Consider the following 25,233-nt stretch of genomic DNA (forward strand, 5'->3'; position numbering starts at 1 on the left):
CACGAGATGATGCCCGCCGGAGACTCACGTTCCATTGGCCGAAGCAATTACTTACCCTAGAGGTGTGATCTTCAAAGCAGTGAGTGACGGCAGGCCGTACCCCGACCACGGATGTGTGACCCCCAGGGACTGGGCGGAAGTGGCTCCCCGGCAGGTGCGGCTCGACGAACTGGTGACCACCAAGACCACGCTCGACCTCGGGGCGCTGCTGGCCGAGGACTCGACGTTCTTCGGCGACCTCTTCCCGCACGTGGTGCAGTGGAACGACACGATGTACCTCGAGGACGGCCTGCACCGCGCCGTCCGGACGGCGCTGCACCAGCGGGCCATCCTGCACGCGAGAGTCCTCGTGCTCGATGAGTGAGCACGGCTCGCCGCGCCATCAGCGGGCGCAGGCCAGGCGCGACCCCACCGAGTGGCACGGTCAGCGGATCATCACCGAGACGGATCTCGGCGCCGTGTTCCAGGAGGACGACGCCGATCGCCGCCGCCGGGTCTCGAGGCGCAGGATCCTCCACGGGTTCGTCCTCGTGCTCCTCGTCGGGCTCGTGACCGCCGCCGTCTACGTCGCCGTCGGCATCGCGCGCGGTGACATCAGCACCGGGGCGCCCGAGGCGGCCCCCGAACCGACGTCCACGTGCCCCGCCGGTCCGTTCGACTACCAGGACCCGAGCGCCATCACCGTCAACGTCTACAACAGCACCAGCATCGACGGGCTCGCCGGCACGGCCGCGGAGCAGCTCCGCGGCCGTGCCTTCGCCGTGCGTGAGATCGCCAACAGGCCGGTCGGCCCCACCGGCATGACGGCGATCATCGTCTCGGGCGAGGCCGGGCGCGCCAACGCCTTCACCCTGCAGCGCACCATCCCCGAGTCGATCTACGTGGCCGACGAGCGCGAGGACCGGACGGTCGACGTCATCCTCGGGTCCGGTTACGCGGGCGTCGTCCCGCCCGAGCGGATGGACGTCACTCCCGCCGGACTGTCCTGCGCCCCGGAGGAAGCCTCCACGCCCACCCCCGCCCCTGCGGCCCCGTAGGACGGTGCGCGGGGGAGGGACGACGCCGTCGGCGTCGTCCCTCCCCCGCGCAGGGGATCATGCGGCGACGAGCGACGTCCCGTCCCGCAGGTACTTCGAGTACGCGGTCACGGTCAGGAAGGCCGGGAACTCCGTGCCGAGGGCCACCTCCTCGAAGACCTCACGGGCCTCGTCGTACCGGTCGCCGTCGAACCGCGCCAGGGACGCGAACTCCTCGTCGAGCAGGTCGGTCACGCGGTCCCTGGTGATCACCTCGCCGTCGTCCGTGAGGGCGCTCGTGTAGATCCACTGCCAGATCTGCGACCGCGAGATCTCCGCCGTCGCGGCGTCCTCCATCAGGTTGTTGATGGCGGCTGCGCCGTTGCCCCGCAGCCAGGACTCGATGTACCGCACCCCGACCTCGAGGTTCTCGCGGACACCGCGCTCCGTGATGGTGCCCGGCGTCGCGGCGATGTCCAGCAGCGCCACGTCGTCCGGGCGGACGTCCTCGCGCAGGCGGTGGAGCTGGTTCGGTCGGTCGCCGAGGGCTGCGTCGAAGACCTCCATGGCCACGGGCACCAGGTCCGGGTGCGCCACCCACGAGCCGTCGAAGCCGTCGCCGGCCTCGCGGGTCTTGTCCGCCCGCACCTTCTCCAGGGCGAGGGCGTTGGCCTGTTCGTCGCGCCGGTTGGGGATGAAGGCGGCCATGCCGCCGATCGCGTGGGCGCCGCGACGGTGGCAGGCCCGGACGAGCTGCTCGGTGTACGCGCGCATGAACGGTGCCGTCATGGTGACGGCGTTGCGGTCCGGCAGGACGAAGCGCGGGCCGCGGGTGCGGAAGTTCTTGATGACGGAGAAGATGTAGTCCCACCGCCCGGCGTTGAGTCCCGCCGCGTGGTCCCGCAGCTCGTACAGGATCTCCTCCATCTCGAACGCCGCCGTGATGGTCTCGATCAGCACGGTGGCGCGGATGGTGCCCTGCGGGATGCCGAGCAGATGCTGTGCCTGCACGAAGATGTCGTTCCACAGCCGCGCCTCGAGGTGGTTCTCGATCTTCGGGAGGTAGAAGTAGGGGCCGCGGCCCTGATCCATCAGGGTGCGGGCGTTGTGGAAGAAGTAGAGGGCGAAGTCGAACAGCCCGCCCGCCACGGCGACGTCCTGGATGAGGACGTGCTTCTCGGGCAGGTGCCAGCCGCGGGGCCGGACGACGATCGTCGGCAGCGTGTCCGCCGGGCCCTCGACCCGGTACTCCTTGCCCTCGGGCGAGGTGAACCCGATCCGTCCGGCGAGGGCGTCCCTGAGGTTCAGCTGGCCGTTGATCACGTTGGACCACGACGGCGTCGAGGAGTCCTCCATGTCCGCGAGCCAGACCCTCGCGCCGGAGTTCAGGGCGTTGATGGTCATCTTGCGGTCCACGGGGCCGGTGATCTCCACGCGGCGGTCCTCGAGTCCCGGGGCCGTCGGGGCCACCCGCCACGATGCGTCCTCACGGATGTGCCGGGTCTCGGGCAGGAAGTGCGGGTCCGCGCCGGCCGCGACGGCCTTGCGCTGCCGGCACCGGTGGTCGAGGAGCTCCTCGCGGCGCTTGTGGGTGGCCCGATGCAGCGCCTTGACGAAGTCCAGTGCCTCGCGGGTCAGGATCTCGCCCTGGCGCTGGATGGGCGGCGCTGTGAGGGTGATGCCGTTCAGGGTGTAGGGGTCGTTCATGGTGTGCTCCTGGAGTTCTGGTGCCGATGCGGAGTGCCGAGAGGGCAGGAATGACCGCCCGGACGGGGGTTTCGTGGTCTCTTCTGCCCTCTCGGCCGGGGAGGTCAGTGGAACTGCTGCGTCTCGGTGGAGCCGGCGAGGGCGAGCGTGCTGCCGCCGGGGTTGAGGGCCGTGGCCACCTGGTCGAAGTAGCCGGTGCCGACCTCGCGCTGGTGCCGGGTGGCGGTGTAGCCGCGGGACTCGGCGGCGAACTCGCGCTCCTGCAGGTCCACGTAGGCGCTCATGCCGTTGCGGGCGTAGCCGTGGGCGAGGTCGAACATCGAGTAGTTGAGGGCGTGGAAGCCGGCGAGGGTGATGAACTGGAACGTGAACCCCATGGCGCCGAGCTCGCGCTGGAACCTGGCGATCGTGGCGTCGTCGAGGTGCTTGCGCCAGTTGAACGATGGCGAGCAGTTGTAGGCGAGCATCTGGTCCGGGAACTCCGCCTTGATTCCCTCGGCGAAGCGCCGCGCCAGGTCGAGGTCCGGGGTGCCGGTCTCCATCCAGAGCAGGTCCGCGTACGGGGCGTAGGCCCGGCCGCGGGCGATGCACGCCTCGAGGCCGTTGCGCACATGGTAGAAACCCTCGGGGGTGCGCTCGCCGGTGACGAACGGCTGGTCCCGCTCGTCGACGTCGGATGTGATGAGCGTGGCGGCCTCGGCGTCGGTGCGGGCCACGATCACCGACGGCGTCCCGGCGACGTCGGCCGCCAGCCGGGCGGCGTTCAGGGTCCGCACGTGCTGCTGCGTGGGGATCAGGACCTTGCCGCCGAGGTGCCCGCACTTCTTCTCCGACGCGAGCTGGTCCTCCCAGTGGATACCGGCGGCGCCCGCCTGGATCATCGACTTCATGAGCTCGTAGGCGTTGAGCGGACCGCCGAAGCCGGCCTCGGCGTCGGCGACGATCGGCACGAGCCAGTCCTCGACGGTGGAGGTGCCCTCCGCCCATTCGATCTGGTCGGCGCGGAGCAGTGCGTTGTTGATGCGACGGACGACGGTGGGCACGGAGTTCGCCGGGTACAGCGACTGGTCCGGGTAGGTGTGCCCGGAGTTGTTGGCGTCCGCGGCCACCTGCCAGCCGGAGAGGTAGATGGCACGCAGCCCGGCCTTGACCTGCTGCACCGCCTGGTTGCCGGTGAGAGCGCCGAGGGCGTTGGTGTACCCGCCGGTGCGTGCCTCCTCGGTGAGCTGGCGCCACAGCTTCTCGGCGCCCCGGCGTGCGAGCGTGTGTTCCTCCTGGATGCTGCCGCGCAGGCGGACGACGTCGGCCGCCGAGTAGTCGCGCCGTACGCCTTCCCAGCGCGCATCGGCCGACCACTCGAGGTCCAGTCCGCGGGCGGCGTCGGCTGCTGCGCCCTGCAGCCCGGTGGAGGAGGGATTCGAGGGTGAGGGTTCCTGCGTCATTGCTGTCTCCTTGGTCGGTGGCCGGCTGCCCCGGCGGGTGTGGAATCAACGATTCGCCACTTCTGCCGAGGTTCCTACCCTTTGACCCTGGCAAGAAACGCACTTCTTCGCTTATCGTCAAGAAATGACGACTCCCGCCTGGTCCCAGCCCTCCTCCGCGATCTCCGCCACGCCGCCGGGCGTCGAGGGCGAGGCCCTGGACCTCATCAGCCTGGGGCGGCGTGTACGCCATCTCCGCAAGGCCAAGGGCCTGACCCTCGACGACCTCGGGGCCGCCGTCGGCACCGTCGCGTCGCAGCTGTCCCTCGTGGAGAACGGCAAGCGGGAACCCAAGCTCGGCATGCTCCAGCGCCTCGCGGCGGCGCTCGGGGTGACCATCGACGAACTGCTCGGGGCGGAGCCGCCGTCGCGCCGGGCCGCCCTGGAGATCGCGCTGGAGCGCGCGCAGCGCGGCCCGCTCTACGAGTCGCTGGGGCTGCCGAAGGTCCGCATCTCGTCGCGGCTGCCGCTGGAGGTGCTGGAGTCGCTCGTGGGCCTGCAGGGAGAGCTCGAGCGACGGTTGAACGAGCAGGTGGCCACGCCGGAGGAGGCACGGCGGGCGAACGCCGAACTGCGTGCCGTGATGCGGGAGCGGAACAACTACTTCCAGGAGATCGAGGTCCAGGCGCAGACCGTGCTCGACGCCGTCGGGTACAGCGCGGGCCCCGTGTCCCAGCACCTGATCGCGGACATCGCCGCGCACCTCGGTTTCTCCCTGCACCATGTGGGCGACCTGCCGCATTCCACGCGGTCCGTCACGGACCTCAAGAACCGCCGCATCTACCTCACGCAGTCGCAGCGGACCGATCACGATCCCCGCTCGGTGCTGCTGCAGGCACTCGGGCACTACGTCCTGGAGCACAGGACCCCGGAGAACTACGGCGAATTCCTGCGCCAGCGGGTGGCCACCAACTACTTCGCGGCGGCGCTCCTGCTCCCCGAGCGGCCCACCGTCGAGTTCCTGAAGGGGGCGAAGGCGGCGAAGGAGATCTCCGTGGAGGACATCCGTGACAACTTCGCGGTGTCCTACGAGACGGCCGCGCACCGCTTCACGAACCTCGCCACGGAGCACCTCGGCATCCCCACCCACTTCCAGAAGACGCACAAGAGCGGCATCATCTACAAGGCCTACGAGAACGACGGCGTGACCTTCCCGCAGGACCACACCGGTGCCATCGAGGGTCAGCCCTCGTGCCGCCGCTGGACCTCCCGCGTGGTGTTCGACGTCCAGGACAAGTTCCGCGCGTACAACCAGTACACGGACACCCCGAGCGGCACCTACTGGTGCACGGCCCGGACGGAGCGGGCCGCGAGCGGCGAGTTCTCACTCAGCATCGGGGTGCCGTACGCGCACGTGAAATGGTTCCGCGGGCGGGACACGGACATCCGCGAGAAGTCCTTCTGCCCCGACGAGTCGTGCTGCCGCCGGCCGCCCGCGGATCTCGCACGGGAATGGGCCGGTCAGGCCTGGCCGAGCGCCCGCGCCCATTCGCACCTGCTCGCGGCGATGCCGCCCGGGGCGTTCCCGGGCGTCGACGAGACCGAGGTGTACGCGTTCCTCGCCACGCATTCGGGCTGAGACAGGAGGTCCGGCCGACGCGGTGCGGTTCCAGGGTTCGACGCCGGCGGGTCAGCCGCGCTGCCTGAGCGCGCGCCGGCGGAGGGCCAGGGGGTAGGCGACCCAGAGGACCGCTTCGAGGACCAGGAGGACCCCCGCCACGACGAGGCTGGCGGTGCGGCCGAGCACGATGTCGAAGACCAGCCAGAGGGTCCCCGCGAGCACCACCCCCACGAGCGCCGTCGCGAACGGGATCAGCGCAGCGGTGTGCTCCACCAGCGTCCCCTTCACGTGGAGGCCGAACAGGGCCCGGTGCAGGGTGACCGTGGACAGCAACAGGGCCTGGATCAGGACGGACAGGCAGAGCAGGCACAGGTAGACGCCCACCTGGAGGTCGTCGAGTTCCTCGAAGCGGCGCTGGAAGGGCAGGATCAGCAGGAATCCTGCCAGGATCTGGATGCCGGCCTGCATGACGCGCAGCTCCTGCAGCATCTCCTGCCAGTTGCGGTCCAGGCGCTGGTTCCCGCTCTCGCCGCGTCGGTCGTCGCGCCTGGCGCGCAGCTCCGACGGCCCCTGCCCGCCGGGGGAATCGCCCGGCGCCGGGGTGTCCCCTGCTCCGGCGCCCTCCTGCCCCGCGGCGCCCATCGCGTCCCGGCTACCGCGTGGACCCCGCGCCGCCCTGCCAGACGGCGTCGAACGGGGCGTTGGAGCTGACGCGGTTGCGGATGCCCTCGGTCACGAAGGCCTTGGCGGTGCGGGCGGCATCCAGGGGCGTCGCGCCCTTCGCGAGTTCCGCGGTGATCGCCGCCGCGAGGGTGCAGCCCGCGCCGCTGACGGCGACCTCGCCCACCTTCGGGGAGGAGAGGACCTCGAGCGTCTCGCCGTCGACGTACACGTCGACGGCGTCGGGGCCCGCGATGCGCACGCCGCCCTTGGCGAGGACCACGGCGCCGCTCCGGCGGTGGATGATGCGGGCGGCCTCCTTCAGGTCCTCGAGCGATTCGATGCTGATGCCGGAGAGGGATTCCGCCTCGAAGTGGTTCGGGGTGACGAAGGTCGCCAGCGGCAGGATCTCCGCCTTGAGCGCCTCGTCGGTGTCGAGGGCCGCGCCGGGCTCCTGCCCCTTGCAGATGAGCACCGGATCGAGGACCACGTGGTCCCACGCCTGGCTCCTCAGTGCGGAGGCGACGGTGCCGATGGTCGCCGGGGTGCCGAGCATGCCCAGCTTGACGGTGCGGAGCGGGTAGCAGGACTGGACGGCCTCGAGCTGGTCCGCGATCACCTGCTGGTCCACCGGGACGAAGCGGTGCTGCCACTCGTGCTTCGGGTCGAAGGACACGATGCAGGTGAGGGCCGCGATCCCGTAGACGCCGAGTTCCTGGAACGTCTTGAGGTCGGCCTGGGCTCCCGCGCCGCCCGTCGCCTCGGAACCGGCGATGGTCAGGGTGATGGCGGGGGCTGCGGAGGGCTGGGTGTCGGACATCCTCCTAGTCTGCCCGACCCGGCTCCGCGGCGGCCACCCGATCCGGCGCGGGGCGGCCCTCGAGTGCGCGTCCCGGAGTGGGGTGGTCGACGCCGTCGGGCGCCTCCGCGATGGCGACCGTTCCGATGGTCGTGCCACAGGGTGCGTCGTCGTTCATTGTCCGATCTCCTGCACGCGGACCAGCTTCCACACGCTGGCTCGGGCGAGGGCGCCCGCACCCCCGATGACCAGGGCGATGGGGAGGCTCTCGAGGAGCACCCGGGAGGGGGACAGCAGGGTGATGACGGCGAAGGAGGCCAGGGTGAAGACGGCGAAGAAGACCCCCACGTGTATCCACTGGTTCGCCACGGGGCGCAGCAGGAGCCCGAGCACGACGCCGAGGGGCAGGCCGGTGATCACGCCGACGCCGACGCCGTACCAGAGCGCCAGGAGGAAGACGCCCGGGGCGTCCGGTCCCCAGGAGAGGGCGAAGGCCAGGGCGAGGGTGGTGAGTCCCACGAGGAACCCGACGGCGACGGCGCCGATCCCGAACGTCACGCGGTGGCGGGGGTTCGGTGCGCGCCGCCCGGCGTCGTCGTCGGCGGTGACTGCCGGGTCCTCCGTCATTGCCGGGTCCCCCGGATCAGCTGCACGATCTCCTCGACGATCTTCCGGACCACGGGGAGCCGGGAGAGGATCACGAGCTTCGAGATGAGCGGCGCGGCCTGGTCGATGAGCCGGCGCGTCCGGACCTGGTCGGGGGAGGAGTCGTAGACCCAGAACAGGGTGATGCCCATGTAGGCGTACCAGAGGAGTTCGGGGAGGTCGTCCCGGATGGCCAGGGGCGGCTGCGGCCTGGACATCGCCACGGCCTGCCGGAAGAGCGAGATGGCGCGGGCACGGGCCACGGCGGACTCGCTGCCGAACGGGCTCGTCGTCGCGGACGGCTTGATGGCGATGCTGATGAAGTTCGAGCCGAAGTCGTGATACGGCGCCATGACGCCGACCCCGGTGTTCAGGACGATCCGCAGGAGTTCGCCGAGGTTCTGGCCCTCGTGGAGGCGGGGGAGCACGAGCGCGCGGTGCTCCTCCTGGAGGCTGCGGTACAGCTCGTGGACGAGGTCGTCCTTCGACGCGAAATAGTAGTAGGCGCTCCCGGTGGAGACGTCCGCGGCCGCGGCGATGGCCCGCATGGTCGTCTTCTCGTAGCCGTGCTCGCGGAACAGCCGGAGCGCGGTGGAGACCAGCAATTCCCGGGTCGCTTCGCTCTTGGCGGTCTGCGAGGGCACTGGTCTCCTTTTTCGAACGTGTTCAATTCGCAGTGTAGACCAGAACTGACCACGGTCGACCAGGGATGGTGGGCGCAGGACCCGCGCCGTTCGGAGCGGGCGCGACGGTCCATGGAACGGGAGAACCCCCGGCGGTCTCCCGTCGGGGGTTCTCTCGTGCGCTCGGGCCGGCTGCTACCGGAACAGGTCCGCTGCGACGCCCATGATGATGCGGTCCCCGGGGGTCGACTTCCTCAGGTAGTCCACGACGGCCCAGTCGTCGAGCGCGATGCACCCGGCCGTCGGGACCTTGTTCTGGTGCAGGAAGATGGCGAAGCCTGCATCCTGAACGATCGGGGAGTCCGGCGGCCGGTTGTAGTTGATCACGGCGCCCTGACGGTAGTCGTGGGTTGCCCGTGTCGCGAAGTACCACATGTCCTCGTCATACCCCACCCAGGTGGAGGACTCGAAGTACTTGTTGTAGGTGCTCGTGTTGGGATTGCCGCCCCAGCGTGAGCGGGGGTTGAGCGTCCGGTAGGGCAGTGCGGTGCCCGGGTTGCCGAGGCCGAAGGCCTCGGTCACGGAGTAGGACCCGGTGGGGGAGTAGTTGAAGCGGGTCGGCCCGGAGGGGACTCCTGGCCGCTTGAAGCCGCTGGCTCCCACCGTCGCGTCCGTCTGCCAATCGGTGACATAGCTTCCTGCCACCTTCTGGCAGTACACGGCCTTGGCGGAACTCCGGCCGTACCCGCCGGCGATGGTGAGGAGGACCCTCTTCGCACCGCCCGTGGAGTACTTGGAGCGCCCGTCGTTCAGTGTGGTGCATTCGGTGTGCCGGTGATCCCGGCTGCCGGAGGCCTTCCAGGAGATGTAGCCGCCCTGGAAGGGTTGCACGCACTCACCGCCCTCGCACCGCTCCGGCGTCTGGGGGTAGCCGAGGTAGCTCAGGTGACGGCCCAGCGATTCGTAGTGGGTCTTCATTCCTCCGCGCACGGGCTGGGACCCGGTGGCGGGGGACCAGAAGATCACGCCGCCCTGGAATCGCTGGTAGCAGCCGCCGTTGCGTTGACCGCAGACCTCGGCCTCCAGCGGGTAGCCCAGGTAGCCGGTGTGGGCGCCCAGATTCTGGTGGCGCGCACCGATGTCGCCGTTCGTCGACTGTCCGCCCGTCGCCGGGGACCAGTAGGTCGAGCCGCCCTGGTGCTTCTGGACGCAGCCACCGTTCGTCTGTCCACACACCTCGTCCTCGAGGGGGTAGCCGAGTGCGCCGTCCTGGGCGCCGCGGGCCGACCACGCGGTGAGCATCCCGCCGCGGCTGACGTGGGCGCCTGTTGCCGGTGACCACGTGATCACACCGCGCTGGTAGGTCTGCTTGCAGCCGGCCGACCGCAGTCCGCAGATCTCCCGGGACGTCGGGTAGCCGAGCCAGCCGTTCTCTGCACCGGTCCGCGAGTACGCGCCGCCGATGGCTCCGGGAGCCCAGACGCCGTAGGCGCCGGACGACGCGGACCACACGATCCGGAGTCCGCCGAATTCCTGGACGCAGCCGTTGTCCCGCTTGCCGCAGACCTCGGCCGAGGACGGGTAGCCGATGGCCGCGTAGCCGCCGTACAGGGTGTACAGGGCGCCACCGATGGCACCCCGGGTCCATACCCGCTGGTGCCCGGCCGTCGTGCTCCAGGTGAGGTCGATCCCGCTGGAGAACCGCTGGGAGCAGCCACCCGTGGTGCACTGTTCGTCGGTGATCGCGTGGCCGAAGGCGCCCAACCTGCCGGTGGCCGCCCACCGTGGGCCGGTGTTGCCGGAGGCGAGCAGCACAGCGTGCGCTCCGGTGGAGGGGGTGTAGTGGATCTCACCACCGACGAAGGTTTCCACGCACAGTCCTGCCGCCGTGCAGGACTCGTTGGAGGTCGGTTCTCCCAGCACGCCTGTGGCCCCGCCGAGCGCCCGCCATTTGGCGGCGATGCCTCCGATGGGGGTGAAGGGACCTGCTGCGGCAGCAGCGGCCCCGGGGTTCCGCGCTTCCGCCGGGGCAGTCGGCTCCTGCGCCTCGGGCACGGCCGGAGCAGTGCCCTCGGTCGGGGCATCAGGTCCGGGGCCTGCCGGGGCTGCCGGTTCCTGGTCCGACGGTTCGGTCGGGCCCGGCACCGCAGGCACCACTGGCGCTGGACCCTCGGAGGGAACCGACCCGGAGGTGGATGGCTCCGGAAGTGCTTCGGGACTCTCGGATGCGGGTGTCCGCAGCCCGGCGGCAGGGGGAGCCGTGGCCGGTTCGGCTGTCGCCGGGGGCGTGGGTGCGGGAGGGCTCTGCTGCGTGCCCGTGGTGAAGGGGGCGGGCGTCGCAGCAGCACCCGGCGCGAGTCCGGAAAGAAGGAGCGCGGCCAGCGAGACGACAGCGAGCGCGCGCGCCGGTAGGGACGTGGGTGAGTGGTTCAACGGAAGACAACCGCCTGACATGTGGAAGATGCTGGGGCCTCATCGGCGAAGGCGTCAGCGCGGACTTCAGCCGTGCCGCCGGCTGGTACTTCCTGTTGGATGCTCGCGCGGCCGGCCACGCTGCTGGTGCTGCCGACTGCGACGACGACGGAGAACGTCACCGCGGTGTCGGCCGTGTTCGTCAGCGTCCCGGAGAAGGACCAGACGCCCGCTGCATCCGCCGCGCATACGACATCGCTCAGGGCCTCGTTGGCGACGGCGGTCGGATTCGCGGATACGGACTCCGTGCCGGTCTCGAGGGTTGCCTCGACGCTGGGCCCGGGATCGGGGGGCACCGTTGCCGGCGGATCGGAGACCGTCGCCTCGGCCCCGGACGCCGTCGCCGACGATCCGGGCGCCGTCGTCGATCCCGGGGCCGACGGCCCCGATGCCGGTGCGCCGGGCGCATCGGCAGGCGGTGACGTGCATCCGGAAAGGGCGATGGCACCCACGGCCGCCCATAGACCGAGCGGCGTGAGACCCCGCATTGTTCCCCCATTTCCTGCCGTGGACTCCACGTTCGGGAACCAGGGGTTTCTGACCGGGAAGAAAGTACAGTCGGAGATTATCAGCGATCTTCCGTGATTCGATCCGGCATTCGACAAGAATTCCGCAGATTCCTGTGAGGATCGGGTTTATCGGTAGTAGGAACCCAACACGTCGGCTTTCAGTTCGTGGAACGTCCCGTTGTCGATGGCCGCACGCGCGTCGTCGACCATCCGGACGACGAATCGTTCGTTGTGGATCGAGATGAGGGTGGCGGACACCATTTCCTTCGCCTTGAAGAGGTGGTGGATGTAGGCGCGCGAATAGTTCCCGCAGGTGTAGCAGTCACATCCGTCGACGAGGGGCGTGAAGTCCCGTTTGAACCGGGCATTCGAGAGATTCCAGCGGCCGTGCGGGGTGTAGAACGCGGAATTGCGCGCCACCCGCGTGGGCGAGACGCAGTCGAAGGTGTCGGCACCGTTCTCGATCGCCGTGAAGAGGTCGTCCGGCTCCGAGATGCCGAGAAGGTGCCGGGGCTTGTCCTCCGGCAGTTCGTCGCTGCACCAGCCGAGAATTGTTCCGAGGTTCTCCTTCTCCAGCGCGCCCCCTATCCCGAACCCGTCGAAGTCCATGGCGCCGAGATCCGCGGACGCCTTCCGGCGCAGGTCCTCGTACTGTGCGCCCTGGATGACCCCGAACAGGGCCTGGTAGGGGCGGTGGCTCCGCTCATCGGTGAGCCTCCGGTGTTCGGCGATGCAGCGCAGGGCCCAGAGCCGCGTCCTCTCCAGGGACTCCTCCTGGTAGCCGCGGGAGTTCATGAGCGTGGTCAGCTCGTCGAACGCGAACATGACGTCCGCGCCGAGCTGGTGCTGCACCTGCATCGAGATCTCGGGTGTGAAGCGGTGGCGGTCCCCGTTGAGGTGGCTCTTGAACCAGACGCCGTCGTCGTCGATGTGGGCGAGGCGCTCCCTGCCGACGGCGATGCGGTCGTCCGCACCCGCCGAGTCGGCGTCCACGGGGACGTCCATGGAGATGACCTTCTTGAAGCCCGATCCGAGGCTCATCACCTGGAAGCCGCCGGAATCCGTGAACGTGGGGCCGGGCCAGTTCATGAACGCGCCGAGACCGCCGGCCTCGTCGAGGATGTCCGCGCCCGGCTGCAGGTACAGGTGGTAGGCGTTGGCCAGAAGCGCCTGGGCGCCGACCTCGGCCATCGCCCCGGGCAGCACGGCCTTCACGGTCGCCTTCGTGCCCACCGGGATGAAGGCGGGTGTGCGGATCTCGCCGTGCGGGGTGGTGATCGTCCCGGTGCGCCCGTGCCGCCGCCCGCCGCTCCCGTCTCCCGGCGTCGTGTCCTCGAGGCGGTGGTGGACGGAGAAGGCGAACGAGGACTGCTGGGACTGTGGGTGCACCACCCTATTTTGCCAGCCCGACGGCGGTCGGCCGGACCGCTACCGGTCGGCGAGCTGGGCGTTGAGCGCGCCGACGGCGGCAAGCTCCGCGGCGATGCGACGCTCCAGCACGTCCCGGCTCAGCGTCTCCGAGCCGCCGTGGGCCCTCAGGTACAGCAGCACACCGATGCGGAGCACGCGCCAGTCGCGTTCGACGTCGATCCGCCCGGCGGTCGAGGCGCGGAGGATCTCGGGGTCGTAGACATTGGGTTCGTTGAGCTGCCGCTGCCGGTACATGGCGCTGGTCTTGGCGCGCAGCGGGTCCGTCTCGGCGTCGTCGGCGGCACGGATGGCCGCCGAGTAGCGGAGGGAGCGTTCCTCGTCGTGCCGGGTGAGGTAGGCGGCGATCGCGAGGCCGCCCTCGATCCACTTCCAGCGGCCGAAGTTCCCGTCGAACGGCAGCTCTGCCAGCAGATCGGCGATGCTCAGCGCCGCTGCGGTATCGCCCTCGTCGACGAACAGGTCAAGCGCCAGCTGGTGCAGGTCCTGGAGGTTGCTGCCGGACTTGAGGTTGATGCCGCGCGCGAGCCGTCCGGCGACGTCCTGGATGTCCGTGCTGTCGGGGTGCGCCTGGGCCACCTGGGCGACGAGCGCCTCAGGGGATCCGTGGTCGGCGGCGACGGCGGAGACCCCGATCTCGGCGTCCGCGGGCTCCACGTAGACCATCGAGCCCGTGGCGATCGCGATGCGGCGATCGCCGGCGACGGTCGCGACGACGAGCGCGGGCACACCGAAGTCGTCGTTCTCGACCCCGACCGAGGTGATCTCGGCCGCCTCCTCGCCGTCGGGGAGTGCCAGCACGTCACCGGTCGCCAGCATCTCCGCCGGGACCGCGCGCAGCCCTGTCCTGTCCACCCTGTTCACCATCATGTACGTCGTGCCAACCTCTGTTTGTAGCCCCCGGATGATCACCGGCGCCCCGGCGCGCCCCTCTCACGATACGGGTAACGCGGGGTCCGGCAGGTGCCGTCCGGTCAGCGACCCCAGCCGGCATGGGCCATGGCCTGGCGCAGCAGGTCCGCGCGCCCGCCCGAGAACTCGGCCTGGATCGACGGGCTCAACGCCTCGGACGGCGTGAGCCACGACAGCTCCAGCGCGTCCTGGCGCGGGTTGCACTCGCCCGTGACGGGGATGAGGTAGGCGAGGGCGACGGCGTGCTGGCGGTCGTCGGTGAGCCCCGTCTCCGAGGGGGAGGGGAAGTACTCGGCGATCGTGAAGGGGACGGGCGACGGCGGCAGCTGGGGCAGGGCCAGCGGCCCGAGGTCCTTCTCGAGGTGGCGCAGCAGCGCCGCCCGGATGGTCTCCCGGTACATGACGCGGCCGGAGACGAAGGTGCGCACCATCTCGCCCTGGTCACTGGCCTGCAGCAGCAGCCCCACCTCGTTCACGTACCCGAGGGCGTCGCACCGGACGGGGATCGCCTCCACGTACACCATCGGCAGGCGTCGGCGGGCCTCGTACAGGTCATCTTCGGAGAGCCAGCCCGGGTTGGGGTCAGGGGTGCGAACGTTCATACCCCAGTTCTATCCCAGTGGCTCCGCCCGCGGCAGGCGGCGCGCGGTTCTTCGGCCAGTGGCTGAATCCGGGGCGGGATGCGGGTCCGACCGATGAGCTCCTGCCCCGATTCACCGGATTCCGGAACGAATCGGACCGGCCGGCCGATAGCTGCACCTGCATGTATTACTGTGACCTTATTATTTTTGTGGAGTGGGGATCCGGATGTTCACGATGAAGCGGCTCGGGGCTGTGGCTGTGACGACCTTCGTCCTGTGTTCGGGGGTCGGGGCTCTTGCACCTCCCGCGCAGGCCGTCGTCCCACCCGTCGCCGCACCCATGGTCGTGGTCGCGGGCTACACCGTCGATGGCCAGACCTACGTCAAGTGGAACGCCAACCGCGCCCTGCTCGGCAACCCCCTCGGGAACAAGAGCTGTGACGGGATCAGCTGCTCCCAGCGCTTCCAGAAGGGGTACGTCATCTGGACCCAGAAGACCGGCGCGCGGATCGTGCTCGACGACGCCCTGGGTGCCCGGTACGCGGCCACCGGGTGGACCAGGGGCTTCCTGGGCTTCCCCACCGGCGATGCCGGCGGGCTCTCCGTCCGCGGCGGGAAACTCCAGCACTTCCAGAACGGGTACATCTACTGGTCGCCTGCGACCGGGGCCCATGCCGTCTTCGGGGGCATCAAGGGCTACTACGCCGCGAACCAGTACGAGCGCGGCTTCCTGGGCTATCCCACGTCCGGGGAGACCGCCGTGCCGAACGGTGTCCGGCAGGACTTCGAGGGCGGGAAGGTGTTCTGGTCCAAGGGCCGGATCACCACCACCACCAACGGCAGCATCCAGACCTACTACGAGCAGAGAGGCGGCGCCCTCTCCTTCCTGGGCCTGCCGACCGGCAACAAGACCGCCTGGAAGGGCGGGTACTCCCAGAGCTTCGGGAATGGGTACGTGACCTGGTTGCCCGCGACCGGAGTCCAGAGCGTCTTCGGCGGCATCAAGGGCTACTACGCAGCCAACGGGTACGAGCGCGGTTTCCTGGGCTATCCCACCTCCGGGGAGACCTCCGTCCCCAATGGTGTCCGGCAGGACTTCCAGGGCGGGAAGGTGTACTGGTCCAAGGGGCAGCTCTTCACCACCACCAACGGCAGCATCCAGACCTACTACGAGCAGAAGGGCGGCGCCCAGTCCGCCCTCGGCCTGCCGATGGGCAACAAGACCGCCTGGCAGGGCGGGTACTACCAGCGCTTCCAGGGCGGGATGATCCTGTGGGGTCCGACCACCGGTGTGAGGAGCATCGACACCGGGCACTTCACCACGCTGGAGAGCAACTTCGCCAAGTACGGGTGGCCGACGGGTGACACCTGGAAGGACGGGGCAGGCACCCACACCCGGTTCCAGAAAGGCGTCATCACGACGAACGTGCCGGTCGCCCCGCCAGCCACACCCCCGGCGACCCCGCCGTCCTCCGTCTACCCCTTCACCTCGGTCACGGCCACCGCGACGTCGGTGGTGCTCTACGGTGACTCGCAGCTCGACGGTGACTCCTGGAGCGAGCAGGGTGCCCGTGCCATGGGCTTCACCGATCAGGCCTCACACCTCGCCTACGGAGGGATGGGCTACTCGACCGCCAGCGTCCTGGCCGGCGGAACGGGCTGGACCGCGGTCCAGAACGGCAGGATGCCGTTCCCGGGTGGCACTCCGGGCGTGGTGCTCGTCTCCCTCGGCGGCAACGACGCCACGTCGGGGAAGGCTGACGCGCAGGTCATCGCCGACAGCACGGCCCTGTGGGCCAAGCTGAAGCTGATGTACCCGAACAGCAGGATCATCGTCAACGGGGTCATGTCCCGCAGCGACGATTCGCACGTGCAGCGCCGCCACCTCGATGAGGTGCTCGCAGCCAACGCCGCGAGGCAGGGCGTCACCTTCATCTCCGTCGCAGGCCTCGCCAGTGCGGCCAACGCCGAGTACCTCGACAACGTCCACATGTCGCAGGAGGGGCACAACGCGGTCGCCCGGCTGTACACGGCGAAGCTCGCGGCAGCCCTGGGGCGGTAGGCGTCGCGGTGCTCCGGCCGGTGGCCGGATCCGTGGGGCGGCGGCCCGGTCAGTGCACCATGGAGTCCCGGGAGTCCCGCTGCCACCCGTCGATCCGGACCTCCGCGCCCCAGGGGGCGCGGACGCGCAGCGACCGTCCGTGGCTCCCGTCGGTCACCACGGGCTCGAAACCGCCGGCCGTGAGATCCCGGACCAGGTCCCGCACGTCGCCGTCGTACTCGAAGGCGAGCTCCGCCCTTGTCCGCGCGTCGGTACGGACTGCCACGAGGCCTCCGTTCTTCGCCCGGAAGTCGTGCCGGGTGCCTGCGTCGGAGCTGATCCCGGGCTTCGCCCCGATGTCTCCCAGCACCCTCACGGCCGGTCCCGCCCGGGGCGTGTACCAGAGCACGAGGACCGACAGCGTCGACGGCGGCACCCCCGTCTCGCGCGGCCCGGCCTCGGCGAGGAAGGACAGCCCGTCCGGTGCGGTGATGCGGGCGGCGAGGCCGTGGCCCTCGTCGGAGAGCTCGACGGTCACCCGTGCACCCGCCTCCGCCGTCCGGCGAGCGAATTCCCGCACATCGGCGACGTCGAACGCGAGGTCCGTGCTGCCGTCCTCCGCACGGCCCGGCACGCAGGCGTGGAGGGCCACGCGGCCGCTCCCGGCGTCGAACACGGCGTAGGAGCCGTTCGGTGCAGGCTCCTGCGCTGGGGCAAGGCCGAGTGCCTGCAGGAAGCGGGCCGCGCCGGGAAGGTCCGGCGTGTGGACGAGGGGGCGGACGCGGAGCATCGGTTCTCCTTGAGGTCAGGTGGCGGGCCGGGTCCGTCCAGCATGCCAGCAGGTGTGGTTCCCTGACGGCCGGAGTCGTCCTAGGGTGATCGCATGAAGGCCGAGCTTCCCGAACTCCTCCTGCCCGACGCCCCCGCATGGCGGGCCTGGCTGGAGGAGAACCACGCCTCCTCGCCCGGCGTCTGGCTGATCGAGCACAAGAAGGGCGGGACGACGACGCAGCTCACCTACCCGCAGGCCCTCGACGAGGCGCTGTGCTTCGGCTGGATCGACGGCCAGGCGAAGTCCCGCGACGAGGGCACCTATCTGCAGCGCTTCACGCCGCGCAGCCCCCGGAGCATCTGGTCCGTGCGCAACCAGGGCTACATCGAGCGGCTCCGCGCCGAGGGCCGCATGCGGGAGGCGGGGGAGCGGGCAGTGGCGGCGGCGCAGGCCGACGGCCGGTGGGATCGGGCGTACTCGGGCCCGGCGAACGCCGAGATGCCGCCCGAACTCACGATCGCGATCGAGGCCGACGCCGCCGCGCTCGCCACCTTCCGCACCCTGTCCTCGCAGAACCGCTACGCCATGATCTTCCGGCTGTCCCAGCTGAAGACGGACGCGGCGAAGGACCGCAACATCACGAAGTTCGTCGCCATGCTGGCGCGAGGGGAGACGCTCTACCCCCAGGGGAAGGGCCCGCCGACGAGCGACTGACGCCGGGTCAGGCCAGCCGGGTCACCTCGTAGGTGTGCCCGGCCGCACGGAGCCGCCGCACGAGCACATCGCCGAGCGCGGTGGCGGGCGTCAGCGAACCGCTCCCCGGCGGCAGCCGGTCGCCGTCCAGTGCCAGGGCCAGTGCCGTCTCACCGGCCATGACGGCGGTCGCGGCATAGCCCGGATCGCCGGGGCCGCCGGCGATCGCCCGGTACCGGTGCCCGCCCTCGGTGCCGGCGGTCACCTGGGAACGGAACCAGCCCTTGCTCCGCGTGCCGGCACTCGGGCCCGTTCCCGGAGCCGGCAGCACGCGATCGAGCAGGCGCCGGGTCACCGGGAACGCCATCGCACCGGCGAACGCGCCGAGTCCGAGCGCCGTCGCCCCGGCGAGGACCGCCCCCACCGGGCCGCGGGCCACGCCCATCACCTCGCCGTAGCGCAGCGAGCGGCCGTAGGCCCAGCCCTGCAGGGCGTTGCTGCGGCGCACGATCCGGGTGTTGGCCGCGGCCATGACGAAGGGCGCGGTCCACAGTCCGTCGCCGGAGCGGCGCACCGGGCCGGCGTCCGCCGGCTGCGGCGTCGTCGGCTCCTGTCCACGGTCCGGGCTGAGGGCGTAGGGGTCGGCGATGAGGGACCGCAGCGCGGCGCTCGACCGCATCCCGTCGAGCTGCACACGCATCGAATCGAGCGTGCCTCCGCTGATGCCGCCCTTGGCCGTCGCGACGAGCTGGACCTCGGTCAGGGCGCCGGCGCCGTCGGCCTCCGCCGCCCGGTGGAGCAGCAGGACCGCCAGATCGGACGGCACGGAGTCGTAGCCGCACGAGTGCACGATCCGGGCGCCGCTCGTCCGCGCCAGGGCGTCGCAGCGGTCGATCGCCTCGCGGACGAAGGAGACCTCGCCCGTCAGGTCGCCGTAGTGGGTGCCCGCCCGCGCACAGGCCTCGACGACGGGCAGCCCGTACTTCGCGTAGGGGCCGACGGTGGTGAAGAGCACCCGGGTGCTCTCCGCCAGGGCGGCGATCGAGTCCGCGTCCTCCGAGTCGGCCTCGATGAGGGGCCAGTCGTGCGCCGCGGCCGGCAGGCGCGACCGCGCCGCTTCGAGCCTGGCCGTCGACCGGCCCGCGAGCCCGATCCGCAGGCCCGCCGGGGCGTGCGTCGCGAGGTAGGCGGCGATCAGTTCGCCGACAAAGCCTGTCGCTCCGTAGACGACGAGGTCGTGGTCGCGCGGTGGGTTCTCCATGCCAGCAGTCTGTCACCCGCCGGCGGCTCGCCCCTGGAGGGCGCGGACCGTGCTCGCGGCCTCCAGGATCATCCAGGCCTGGAGCTGGGAGGACAGGCTCACCGGGCCGTGCTGCCCGGGCGGGAAGACGAGCATCCCGGAAGCATCCGTGCGGCGGCCCGACCAGACGTGCTCCGCCGTCGCGTCGAGGACGGCCCAAGCCTCCGTCGCCGCGGATGCGCCGATCGGCGCCGCGGCGGCCAGCGCGAGGTAGCGTGCGAGGATCCCCGTGAAGAGGCCGGCGTCGCCCGTGGCCGCCAGCGGCAGCACGCCGTCGACGTCGGCGACCTCCCGGGCCACCGCCGCGGCGAGATCGGCCGCGTGCCGCAGCCCGGCCGGTCCGCCGACGGCCACCAGCGCGCCGAGGACCGTGCCCTGGTTGTACGTGTGCAGCGAGCGCTCCACCCGGCCGTCGGCCTTGACGCCGTCGAGGTAGAGGCCGCTCCCGGCGTCGAACAGGCACTCCCTCAGCCAGTCGAGCAGCTCCTGCGCCCGCCCGGTCTCCCCTGCCCGCGCGAAGAAGAGCGCGGCGGGGGCCGTGCTCGGGGTGTTCTTGTAGTCGCGCGTGGTGTTCCAGTAGACACCGCCGCCGAGATCCGGGGTGTGCGCCGACCGGAGTGCGTCACCGAGCACCCGCACGCGGCGCCGCGGACCGCGCCGTCCGTCCAGCGCGTCCAGGCGCTGCAGGGCGAGCGCGAGCCAGGCCATGTCGTCGTAGTAGGCGTTGCGCCACCGGCCGCCGTTCCTCAGCCAGATGCCGCGGGCGAGCTTCCGGGCCTCGAGCAGCGCACCGGTCCCGGCATCACGCCGGTGCTCGTCCAGCAGGCAGTCGAGGTAGTGCGCCTGCCACCAGTAGTGCCAGTGGCTCCGGGGGCCGGCCGGTGCCGGGAAGGCGACCGCCGCGAGTCGCGTGCCCGGCACCCCCAGGGACCGCCGGGCGAACAGGTGCCGGACGCTGTGGGCCGCCGCGGCGGCGGCGTCGTCGGGAATGGGCATGTGACCACCCTAGTCACGCCGGTGCGCTGCGGGATTGGGCAAGATGCGCAGTCGATGGCCCGCAGGGTGCGCAGTGGTCCGCGTCACAGTACGCTGGCCGCGAGGATGGACCAACGGCGGTCCACCGGATGCGGAAGGACCAGGCATGGACATCAGGGGAGCAGTGGCCCTCGTCACCGGTGGCGCCTCCGGGCTCGGGTTCGCGACGGCCCGCCGGCTGGTCGACGACGGCGCGGCCGTGGTGCTCGTGGACCTGCCGCAGTCCGCCGGCGCGGATGCTGCCGCGGAGCTGGACCCGCGCGGCGAGCGGGTGCGTTTCGTCGCCGCCGACGTCGCCGATCCCACCCAGGTCCAGGCCGCCGTCGACACCGCCGCGGGCCTCGGACCGCTGCGGATCGTGGTCAACTGCGCCGGGATCGCCACGCCGGGGAAGGTCCTCGGGCGCGACGGCGTCCTGCCGCTCGAGCAGTTCGCCCGGGTGATCACCGTCAACCTCGTCGGCACCTTCAACGTCATCCGGCTCGCCGCCGAAGCCATGGCTGCCACCCCCACCGTCACGGGCCTCGGCGGCTCCGACGAGCGCGGCGTCATCATCAACACCGCATCCGTCGCGGCGTTCGACGGCCAGATCGGGCAGCCGGCCTACGCCGCGTCGAAGGGCGGGGTCGCGGCCATGACGCTGCCCCTCGCCCGCGAGTTCGCGCGGTCCCTGATCCGCGTGGTCACGATCGCCCCCGGCATCTTCGAGACGCCCATGATGGCCGGGCTCCCGCAGGAGGCCCAGGATTCCCTCGGGGCCCAGGTGCCGCACCCGTCCCGGCTCGGCAAGCCCGCCGAGTACGCGGCGCTCGCCGCGCACATCGTCGGGAACCAGATGCTCAACGGCGAGACGATCCGCCTCGACGGCGCCATCCGCATGGCGCCGAGATAGTGCTGCTCCCGGTCTCGATCGAAAGGACGGCTCGATGACGAGCCAGCTGCCCAGCGCCGATTTCCTCGGCTTCGAATCCCTCCTCTCCGCCCGCGAGCGCTCGAAGCTGCAGGACGTCCGGGACTTCCTGGACAAGGAGGTCTCGCCCCGCGCCGTGGACTGGTGGAACAGGGCCGAATTCCCGCACGAGATCCTCCCGAAGCTGGCGGACCTGCAGCTCAGCACCCCCGTGCAGCAGGGCTACAGCCATCTGTTCAGCGGGCTCGTGATCGCCGAGATGACGCGCGCCGACACATCGATCGCGACGTTCTTCATGGTCCACCACGACCTCTTCGTCGAGGCCCTGCACACCTTCGGCAGCGCGGAGCAGAAGGCGCGGCTCCTGCAGGACGCCATGGACCTGAGGATCACCGGGGCGTTCGCGCTCACCGAGCCGCTGCACGGCTCCGACGTCGCCGGCGGCATGGCGACCACCGCCACGCGCGACGGCGACACCTGGGTGATCAACGGCGCGAAGCGGTGGATCGGCAACGGGACGTTCTGCGACTACATGCTCCTGTGGGCGCGGGACACGGACGCCGGGGGCGTGCGGGGCTTCATCCTCGACGCCACCCTGCCCGGCGTGACGCGCACGGTCATCGGGAACAAGACCGCGCTGCGGACGGTCCAGAACGCGGACATCACCCTGACCGACGTGCGCGTCGACGAGGCCGACCGCTTCGCCGGCATCGCATCCTTCGAGGACACGCGGCAGCTCCTGCTCGGCTCCCGGATCCTCGTCGGCTGGCAGGCCGTCGGCCAGCAGCTGGCCGCGTTCGACGTCGCCCGGCAGTACGCCGTGGAGCGGCACCAGTTCGGCCGCCCGATCGCGGGCTTCCAGCTCGTCCAGGACCAGCTGGTGACGATGATGGGCAACACGACGGCGAGCCTCGGCGTCATGAGCCGTATCGCCCAGCTGCAGGAGCAGGGCGCGTCCGACATGCCGCAGGCCGCCTTCGCCAAGTCCTTCACCACGGCCCGGATGCGCGAGACGGTGGCGCTCGGGCGGGGCATCCTCGGCGGGAACGGGATCGTGACGGACTTCTCCATGGCGAAGATCTTCGCCGACGCGGAGGCCGTCTACACCTACGAGGGGTCCTACGAGATCAACAGCCTGATCGTGGGCAGGGCGCTCACGGGCATCTCGGCCTTCGCCTGACCCTGCACCCACACCCGCACCCCGTGGGTGACGGGTCGGGGCAGTGCCCGTTTCGCCGTCCCGACGGCCGTCATGCTTGAATGATCGGGGTTCTGGCAGGGCATGACATCGGGAGGCGGTCGGGTGAGCGTCTCGCGTGCCGCCGTCGTGGTGACCGCCCTGACGGCCGTCTCCACCATCTTCGGCTTCGTGCGCGACGTCGTCATCGCCGCGGTCTTCGGAGCGGGGCCGTCCCTCGACGCCTACCTGGTGGCGCAGGGACTCATGAACGTCGTGCTGGGTCTGGTGGCGTACGCCATGGCCCGATCCGTCACCCCCGTCATCGCACGCGAGGTCGCCGCCGAAGGGCCGCGCTGCCGGGGGCACCGCAGCTTCGACACCGCCATCACCGTGACCATGGTGGTCCTCGGGCTGGGCGCCGTCGTCGTGGGGATCCTCGCCGGTCCCGTGACGGCGGTGCTGGCACCGGGCTTCGAGGGTGAGCAGGCAGAACTCACCGTCACCCTGACGAGGATCGTGCTGGTGGCGACCGTCCTGATCGCCGGCACGGATCTCCTGGCCGCCATCGCGCAGGCCCACGGCAGGGTGGTCTGGTCCTCGCTGCAGGGGGTCCCGTTCAACATCATCATGATCGGGGCCGCCGGACTCTTCGGGCCGCAGTACGGTATCCAGGCGCTCGCCGTCGGCTTCGTGGTCGGATCCGCCGCGCGGCTGGCGCTGCAGCTGCCGCCCCTGCGCGCGCTGGGGCTGCGTATCCGGCCCCGGTGGGAGCTGCGGAATCCGGGGTTCGTGGAGATCGCGCGGCTCATGCCACCACTGCTCGTGGGAAGCGCCATCGCCAACGTCAATTCGCTCGTGGACCGGGCGGTCGGCTCGACCCTGGGGGACGGCGCCATCACGGCCCTGTCCTACGGCTGGCGCCTCGTCAACCTGCCGGAGACCCTGCTCATCGCATCCCTTCTCGTCCCGCTCTACCCGGCGCTCGGGGCTGCCGCCGGCAATGTGCCGGAGATCAGGCGCCTCGTGTCCCGTGGACTGTCCGTCACCGTCACGATCCTGGTACCGCTGACCCTCGTGCTGATGGTGGCGGCGCTGCCGCTCTCGCTCGTCGCGTACGGACGCGGGGAGTTCACCGCCGACGACGCCGGCACCACCGCTGTCGCGGTCTTCTGGTACGCACCTGCGCTCGTCGCGATGGGGGTGCGGCAGGTGATGGTCAGTACGTCCTACGCGCTCGGTGATTCACGCGCCCCGGTGTTCGTGTCACTCGCGGCCATGGCCATCAACGTCGTCGGTGACATCCTGCTCGCACCGCTGATGGGCGTGGCAGGCATCGCCCTGGCGACGACGGCGTCCCTCGTCTTCGCGGCCGTCGCCAATGCCTGGCTCCTCGCGCGCCGGCACTCGGCGGTGGAGATCGGGCCGGCCCTCGCCCTCGTGGCACGCGCCGCGGCGCTCGGTACTGCTGCAGCCCTGGGCGGAGCAGCGGTCCTGACGGCCACCGACGGCGCCTCACCCCTCGTCCAGGGCGCACTGGTGGGAACCGTCATCCTCGGCGTGTACGTGGCCGGCCTCGTCGTCGTCCGTGCGCCAGAGCGGCTCGTGCCGCTCGAGATGCTGCGGGCCGTGCGCCGGCGGTAGCGGATCCGGCGGGTCCTCAGGGACGGCGGAACCGCCGGAGCGCCAGGCTGACCGATGGGCCGACATCGCGGGGATCCCAGATGCTGTGGCGTGCGCGCGCGGACCAGAGGATGCTGCCGGCGAGATCGCGCAGGAGACCGCCGCGCCGTTCGATGCGGGCGCGCCGCAGGTCGCCGGTGAGCCATGTGTAGCGCTTCCCGGGTGTCGCGTCCGGGAGGGGGGACGGGTCGGTGCCGATCGCGGTCAGCGCCCAGTTGTGCACCAGGCCGGGCCGTGCCGACTCGGCCAGCGCGAGCGAGCCGAAGAACCGTCCGTTGAAGTCGATCAGGTGGGGGACGCCGTCGTCGCCGGTGAGGAACTGGAGCTCGACGAGCCCGTGCCAGCCGATGTCGCGGAGCATCGACTCCACCTTCCCGACCAGCACCTCGTCGACCTCGACGGTGCGGGCGCGGGCCGAGGCGCCGTTGGGGGTCGGCCACAGGTGTGTCGACACCTGCTGCGTGCGGCCGAGCAGCCTGCCGTCGTGGAAGACGCCGATCAGCGCCCCGAGCGTCCCCTCGATCGGCTCCTGCAGGATCGCCTGCGCTCCGGCTGCCCGGATCCTCTCGACCTGGGACCGTGCGGCGGCGGCGGAGGGGAACAGCTTGGCCTCGATGCGCAGCGGATGGGTCTGCTGGGGCGCCCAGTGCTCCTTGCATTTCACGACGAGGGGCCCGGACCAGCCCGCAAGGGCCTCGTCCGTGGCGAGTTCCGTGTGAGGCGACGCCAGCCCGGCCTTCCCGGCGAACCGGGCGAGCCTGAGTTTGTCCAGGACCGTCTCGACGACGTCGAAGTCCGGGTGCGCCACCGGGACGGGGATCTGCGATCGGTAGGCGGCGAGGGCTGCCATCCAGTCGTCCCCTCCGCCGAAGACCACATCGAAGGCCCCCGCTTCCGCCGCTTCACGGACACCCTCGATGAAGCCGGAGCTCCCGTCGCGAGGACGCGGCACGTGGAACGTGGCGTCGCAGGCCGTCGATGCGCCGAGCGACCCCCCACTCTCGGGGGTCCCGACCCCGACGTACCAGCCCGCGCGCCGGAAGGCACGGGCGGCCGCGAGTGCACCGCGGTCCCGGCCGGTGGCCACGATCAGGACGCGACCTCCGGCCAGGGGGGTCGCGGGCTTCCGGCCCGGCCGGGCGGCGGGGCCTTCCTGCGGCTGATGCATGTGAACCTCGACGGTGGTGACGATCGGCGGATTCTCAGCCAATCGCACTATGGCGTGAAA

The 25,233-nt window shown here is 70.8% G+C and carries 24 protein-coding genes; 9 read left to right on the forward strand and 15 right to left on the reverse strand.

Features of this window, described 5'->3' with window-relative positions:
- Window positions 1–64: 64 nt before the first annotated feature.
- Both RY94_RS07460 and RY94_RS07465 read left to right on the forward strand, forming a co-directional pair.
- Entirely contained in the window at window positions 65–364 is a 300-nt protein-coding gene (locus RY94_RS07460) for a type II toxin-antitoxin system VapB family antitoxin (RefSeq protein ID WP_043443167.1), read from the forward strand.
- A complete protein-coding gene (locus tag RY94_RS07465; protein WP_052274067.1) occupies window positions 357–1,037 on the forward strand; it encodes a LytR C-terminal domain-containing protein in 681 nt (226 codons plus the stop codon). Before RY94_RS07460 ends, RY94_RS07465 begins: the two co-directional genes overlap by 8 nt.
- A 57-nt stretch (window positions 1,038–1,094) precedes the next feature.
- Here RY94_RS07465 and aceB read toward each other — a convergent pair whose 3' ends face one another.
- Together aceB and aceA are read right to left on the reverse strand one after the other, a co-directional pair.
- On the reverse strand, window positions 1,095–2,723 hold the full coding sequence (gene aceB / locus RY94_RS07470; protein ID WP_043443169.1) for a malate synthase A: 1,629 nt from the start codon (window positions 2,721–2,723) through the stop codon (window positions 1,095–1,097).
- A 104-nt stretch (window positions 2,724–2,827) separates the two neighbouring features.
- Window positions 2,828–4,165 carry an isocitrate lyase gene (aceA, locus tag RY94_RS07475; RefSeq protein WP_043443171.1) on the reverse strand — a complete coding sequence of 446 codons (1,338 nt, stop codon included), beginning with the start codon at window positions 4,163–4,165 and terminating at the stop codon, window positions 2,828–2,830.
- Window positions 4,166–4,289: 124 nt separating this feature from the next.
- Between aceA and RY94_RS07480 the strand changes: the two genes are divergently transcribed.
- Window positions 4,290–5,783 (forward strand): helix-turn-helix domain-containing protein, encoded by a 1,494-nt coding sequence (locus tag RY94_RS07480; protein ID WP_043443173.1) that lies wholly within the window; start codon window positions 4,290–4,292, stop codon window positions 5,781–5,783.
- 51 nt (window positions 5,784–5,834) lie between these two features.
- On the opposite strand, the gene RY94_RS07485 is transcribed toward RY94_RS07480, so the two are convergent.
- The 6 genes from RY94_RS07485 to RY94_RS16775 all read right to left on the reverse strand — a co-directional run bounded on the left by RY94_RS07485 (window position 5,835) and on the right by RY94_RS16775 (window position 10,547).
- Window positions 5,835–6,407, reverse strand: a complete 573-nt coding sequence (locus tag RY94_RS07485; protein WP_231554440.1) for a DUF6328 family protein — start codon at window positions 6,405–6,407, stop codon at window positions 5,835–5,837.
- A gap of 10 nt (window positions 6,408–6,417) precedes the next feature.
- Window positions 6,418–7,245, reverse strand: a complete 828-nt coding sequence (locus tag RY94_RS07490) for a hydroxymethylpyrimidine/phosphomethylpyrimidine kinase (RefSeq protein WP_043443174.1) — start codon at window positions 7,243–7,245, stop codon at window positions 6,418–6,420.
- A 4-nt stretch (window positions 7,246–7,249) separates the two neighbouring features.
- Complete coding sequence (locus RY94_RS17760) at window positions 7,250–7,402, reverse strand: hypothetical protein (protein WP_156135060.1); 153 nt, start codon at window positions 7,400–7,402, stop codon at window positions 7,250–7,252.
- On the reverse strand, window positions 7,399–7,851 hold the full coding sequence (locus RY94_RS07495; protein WP_043443176.1) for a hypothetical protein: 453 nt from the start codon (window positions 7,849–7,851) through the stop codon (window positions 7,399–7,401). The genes RY94_RS17760 and RY94_RS07495 overlap by 4 nt, the downstream gene beginning before the upstream one ends.
- Window positions 7,848–8,513 carry a TetR/AcrR family transcriptional regulator gene (locus RY94_RS07500; RefSeq protein ID WP_043443178.1) on the reverse strand — a complete coding sequence of 222 codons (666 nt, stop codon included), beginning with the start codon at window positions 8,511–8,513 and terminating at the stop codon, window positions 7,848–7,850. The genes RY94_RS07495 and RY94_RS07500 overlap by 4 nt, the downstream gene beginning before the upstream one ends.
- A gap of 174 nt (window positions 8,514–8,687) precedes the next feature.
- Complete coding sequence (locus tag RY94_RS16775) at window positions 8,688–10,547, reverse strand: L,D-transpeptidase family protein (protein ID WP_052274068.1); 1,860 nt, start codon at window positions 10,545–10,547, stop codon at window positions 8,688–8,690.
- A 477-nt stretch (window positions 10,548–11,024) separates the two neighbouring features.
- On the opposite strand from RY94_RS16775, the gene RY94_RS17210 reads away from it, so the two are divergent.
- A complete protein-coding gene (locus tag RY94_RS17210) occupies window positions 11,025–11,549 on the forward strand; it encodes a hypothetical protein (protein WP_082046122.1) in 525 nt (174 codons plus the stop codon).
- Between the two features lie 50 nt (window positions 11,550–11,599).
- On the opposite strand, the gene tgt is transcribed toward RY94_RS17210, so the two are convergent.
- From tgt to RY94_RS07525, 3 genes are all read right to left on the reverse strand, one after another.
- Window positions 11,600–12,862 carry a tRNA guanosine(34) transglycosylase Tgt gene (gene tgt, locus RY94_RS07515; protein ID WP_043443932.1) on the reverse strand — a complete coding sequence of 421 codons (1,263 nt, stop codon included), beginning with the start codon at window positions 12,860–12,862 and terminating at the stop codon, window positions 11,600–11,602.
- 39 nt (window positions 12,863–12,901) lie between these two features.
- The gene (locus tag RY94_RS07520) at window positions 12,902–13,756 is read right to left on the reverse strand and encodes a DUF6707 family protein (RefSeq protein ID WP_231554441.1); all 855 of its coding nucleotides are present in this window, start codon (window positions 13,754–13,756) and stop codon (window positions 12,902–12,904) included.
- A gap of 119 nt (window positions 13,757–13,875) precedes the next feature.
- Window positions 13,876–14,415: an NUDIX hydrolase family protein gene (locus tag RY94_RS07525; RefSeq protein WP_043443182.1), complete on the reverse strand. Its 540-nt coding sequence runs from the start codon at window positions 14,413–14,415 to the stop codon at window positions 13,876–13,878.
- 205 nt (window positions 14,416–14,620) lie between these two features.
- Here RY94_RS07525 and RY94_RS16780 point away from each other — a divergent pair, with 205 nt between their 5' ends.
- Window positions 14,621–16,456 (forward strand): GDSL-type esterase/lipase family protein, encoded by a 1,836-nt coding sequence (locus tag RY94_RS16780; protein WP_052274070.1) that lies wholly within the window; start codon window positions 14,621–14,623, stop codon window positions 16,454–16,456.
- A 49-nt stretch (window positions 16,457–16,505) separates the two neighbouring features.
- Here the strand turns inward: RY94_RS16780 and RY94_RS07535 are convergent, their stop codons facing one another.
- Entirely contained in the window at window positions 16,506–17,225 is a 720-nt protein-coding gene (locus RY94_RS07535) for a VOC family protein (protein WP_052274071.1), read from the reverse strand.
- Window positions 17,226–17,318: 93 nt separating this feature from the next.
- On the opposite strand from RY94_RS07535, the gene RY94_RS07540 reads away from it, so the two are divergent.
- Window positions 17,319–17,921: a YdeI/OmpD-associated family protein gene (locus RY94_RS07540; RefSeq protein ID WP_043443184.1), complete on the forward strand. Its 603-nt coding sequence runs from the start codon at window positions 17,319–17,321 to the stop codon at window positions 17,919–17,921.
- A gap of 7 nt (window positions 17,922–17,928) precedes the next feature.
- Here RY94_RS07540 and RY94_RS07545 read toward each other — a convergent pair whose 3' ends face one another.
- Together RY94_RS07545 and RY94_RS07550 are read right to left on the reverse strand one after the other, a co-directional pair.
- Window positions 17,929–19,161, reverse strand: coding sequence for a saccharopine dehydrogenase family protein (locus RY94_RS07545; RefSeq protein WP_043443186.1), 1,233 nt, complete (start codon window positions 19,159–19,161; stop codon window positions 17,929–17,931).
- Window positions 19,162–19,173: 12 nt separating this feature from the next.
- Window positions 19,174–20,196, reverse strand: a complete 1,023-nt coding sequence (locus tag RY94_RS07550; RefSeq protein WP_043443188.1) for a glycoside hydrolase family 76 protein — start codon at window positions 20,194–20,196, stop codon at window positions 19,174–19,176.
- 145 nt (window positions 20,197–20,341) lie between these two features.
- Between RY94_RS07550 and RY94_RS07555 the strand changes: the two genes are divergently transcribed.
- The 3 genes from RY94_RS07555 (at window position 20,342) to murJ (ending at window position 23,966) form a co-directional block, all read left to right on the forward strand.
- The gene (locus RY94_RS07555) at window positions 20,342–21,127 is read left to right on the forward strand and encodes an SDR family NAD(P)-dependent oxidoreductase (RefSeq protein ID WP_043443190.1); all 786 of its coding nucleotides are present in this window, start codon (window positions 20,342–20,344) and stop codon (window positions 21,125–21,127) included.
- A 34-nt stretch (window positions 21,128–21,161) separates the two neighbouring features.
- On the forward strand, window positions 21,162–22,325 hold the full coding sequence (locus RY94_RS07560) for an acyl-CoA dehydrogenase family protein (RefSeq protein WP_043443192.1): 1,164 nt from the start codon (window positions 21,162–21,164) through the stop codon (window positions 22,323–22,325).
- 123 nt (window positions 22,326–22,448) lie between these two features.
- Window positions 22,449–23,966, forward strand: a complete 1,518-nt coding sequence (gene murJ / locus RY94_RS07565) for a murein biosynthesis integral membrane protein MurJ (protein WP_231554442.1) — start codon at window positions 22,449–22,451, stop codon at window positions 23,964–23,966.
- A gap of 16 nt (window positions 23,967–23,982) precedes the next feature.
- Here the strand turns inward: murJ and RY94_RS07570 are convergent, their stop codons facing one another.
- The gene (locus RY94_RS07570) at window positions 23,983–25,173 is read right to left on the reverse strand and encodes a hypothetical protein (RefSeq protein WP_052274133.1); all 1,191 of its coding nucleotides are present in this window, start codon (window positions 25,171–25,173) and stop codon (window positions 23,983–23,985) included.
- Window positions 25,174–25,233 lie beyond the last annotated feature (60 nt).

The sequence above is a fragment of the Arthrobacter sp. L77 genome (genome assembly GCF_000816565.1).
Taxonomy (GTDB): Bacteria; Actinomycetota; Actinomycetes; order Actinomycetales; family Micrococcaceae; genus Arthrobacter_D; species Arthrobacter_D antioxidans.

What these genes read in the sequence shown, in the direction of transcription:
- RY94_RS07480 (WP_043443173.1), top strand. Translation starts at nt 4,290, where the DNA reads ATGACGACTCCCGCCTGGTCCCAGCCCTCCTCCGCGATCTCCGCCACG.
- RY94_RS07465 (WP_052274067.1), top strand. Translation starts at nt 357, where the DNA reads ATGAGTGAGCACGGCTCGCCGCGCCATCAGCGGGCGCAGGCCAGGCGC.
- RY94_RS07535 (WP_052274071.1), bottom strand. Translation starts at nt 17,225, where the DNA reads ATGCTCCGCGTCCGCCCCCTCGTCCACACGCCGGACCTTCCCGGCGCG.
- RY94_RS07555 (WP_043443190.1), top strand. Translation starts at nt 20,342, where the DNA reads ATGGACATCAGGGGAGCAGTGGCCCTCGTCACCGGTGGCGCCTCCGGG.
- RY94_RS17210 (WP_082046122.1), top strand. Translation starts at nt 11,025, where the DNA reads ATGCTCGCGCGGCCGGCCACGCTGCTGGTGCTGCCGACTGCGACGACG.
- RY94_RS07550 (WP_043443188.1), bottom strand. Translation starts at nt 20,196, where the DNA reads ATGCCCATTCCCGACGACGCCGCCGCCGCGGCGGCCCACAGCGTCCGG.
- RY94_RS07485 (WP_231554440.1), bottom strand. Translation starts at nt 6,407, where the DNA reads ATGGGCGCCGCGGGGCAGGAGGGCGCCGGAGCAGGGGACACCCCGGCG.
- RY94_RS07495 (WP_043443176.1), bottom strand. Translation starts at nt 7,851, where the DNA reads ATGACGGAGGACCCGGCAGTCACCGCCGACGACGACGCCGGGCGGCGC.
- RY94_RS07525 (WP_043443182.1), bottom strand. Translation starts at nt 14,415, where the DNA reads ATGAACGTTCGCACCCCTGACCCCAACCCGGGCTGGCTCTCCGAAGAT.
- RY94_RS16780 (WP_052274070.1), top strand. Translation starts at nt 14,621, where the DNA reads ATGTTCACGATGAAGCGGCTCGGGGCTGTGGCTGTGACGACCTTCGTC.
- RY94_RS07560 (WP_043443192.1), top strand. Translation starts at nt 21,162, where the DNA reads ATGACGAGCCAGCTGCCCAGCGCCGATTTCCTCGGCTTCGAATCCCTC.
- aceB (WP_043443169.1), bottom strand. Translation starts at nt 2,723, where the DNA reads ATGAACGACCCCTACACCCTGAACGGCATCACCCTCACAGCGCCGCCC.
- aceA (WP_043443171.1), bottom strand. Translation starts at nt 4,165, where the DNA reads ATGACGCAGGAACCCTCACCCTCGAATCCCTCCTCCACCGGGCTGCAG.
- RY94_RS07545 (WP_043443186.1), bottom strand. Translation starts at nt 19,161, where the DNA reads ATGGAGAACCCACCGCGCGACCACGACCTCGTCGTCTACGGAGCGACA.
- RY94_RS07540 (WP_043443184.1), top strand. Translation starts at nt 17,319, where the DNA reads ATGAAGGCCGAGCTTCCCGAACTCCTCCTGCCCGACGCCCCCGCATGG.
- RY94_RS17760 (WP_156135060.1), bottom strand. Translation starts at nt 7,402, where the DNA reads ATGAACGACGACGCACCCTGTGGCACGACCATCGGAACGGTCGCCATC.
- RY94_RS07490 (WP_043443174.1), bottom strand. Translation starts at nt 7,245, where the DNA reads ATGTCCGACACCCAGCCCTCCGCAGCCCCCGCCATCACCCTGACCATC.
- RY94_RS07570 (WP_052274133.1), bottom strand. Translation starts at nt 25,173, where the DNA reads ATGCATCAGCCGCAGGAAGGCCCCGCCGCCCGGCCGGGCCGGAAGCCC.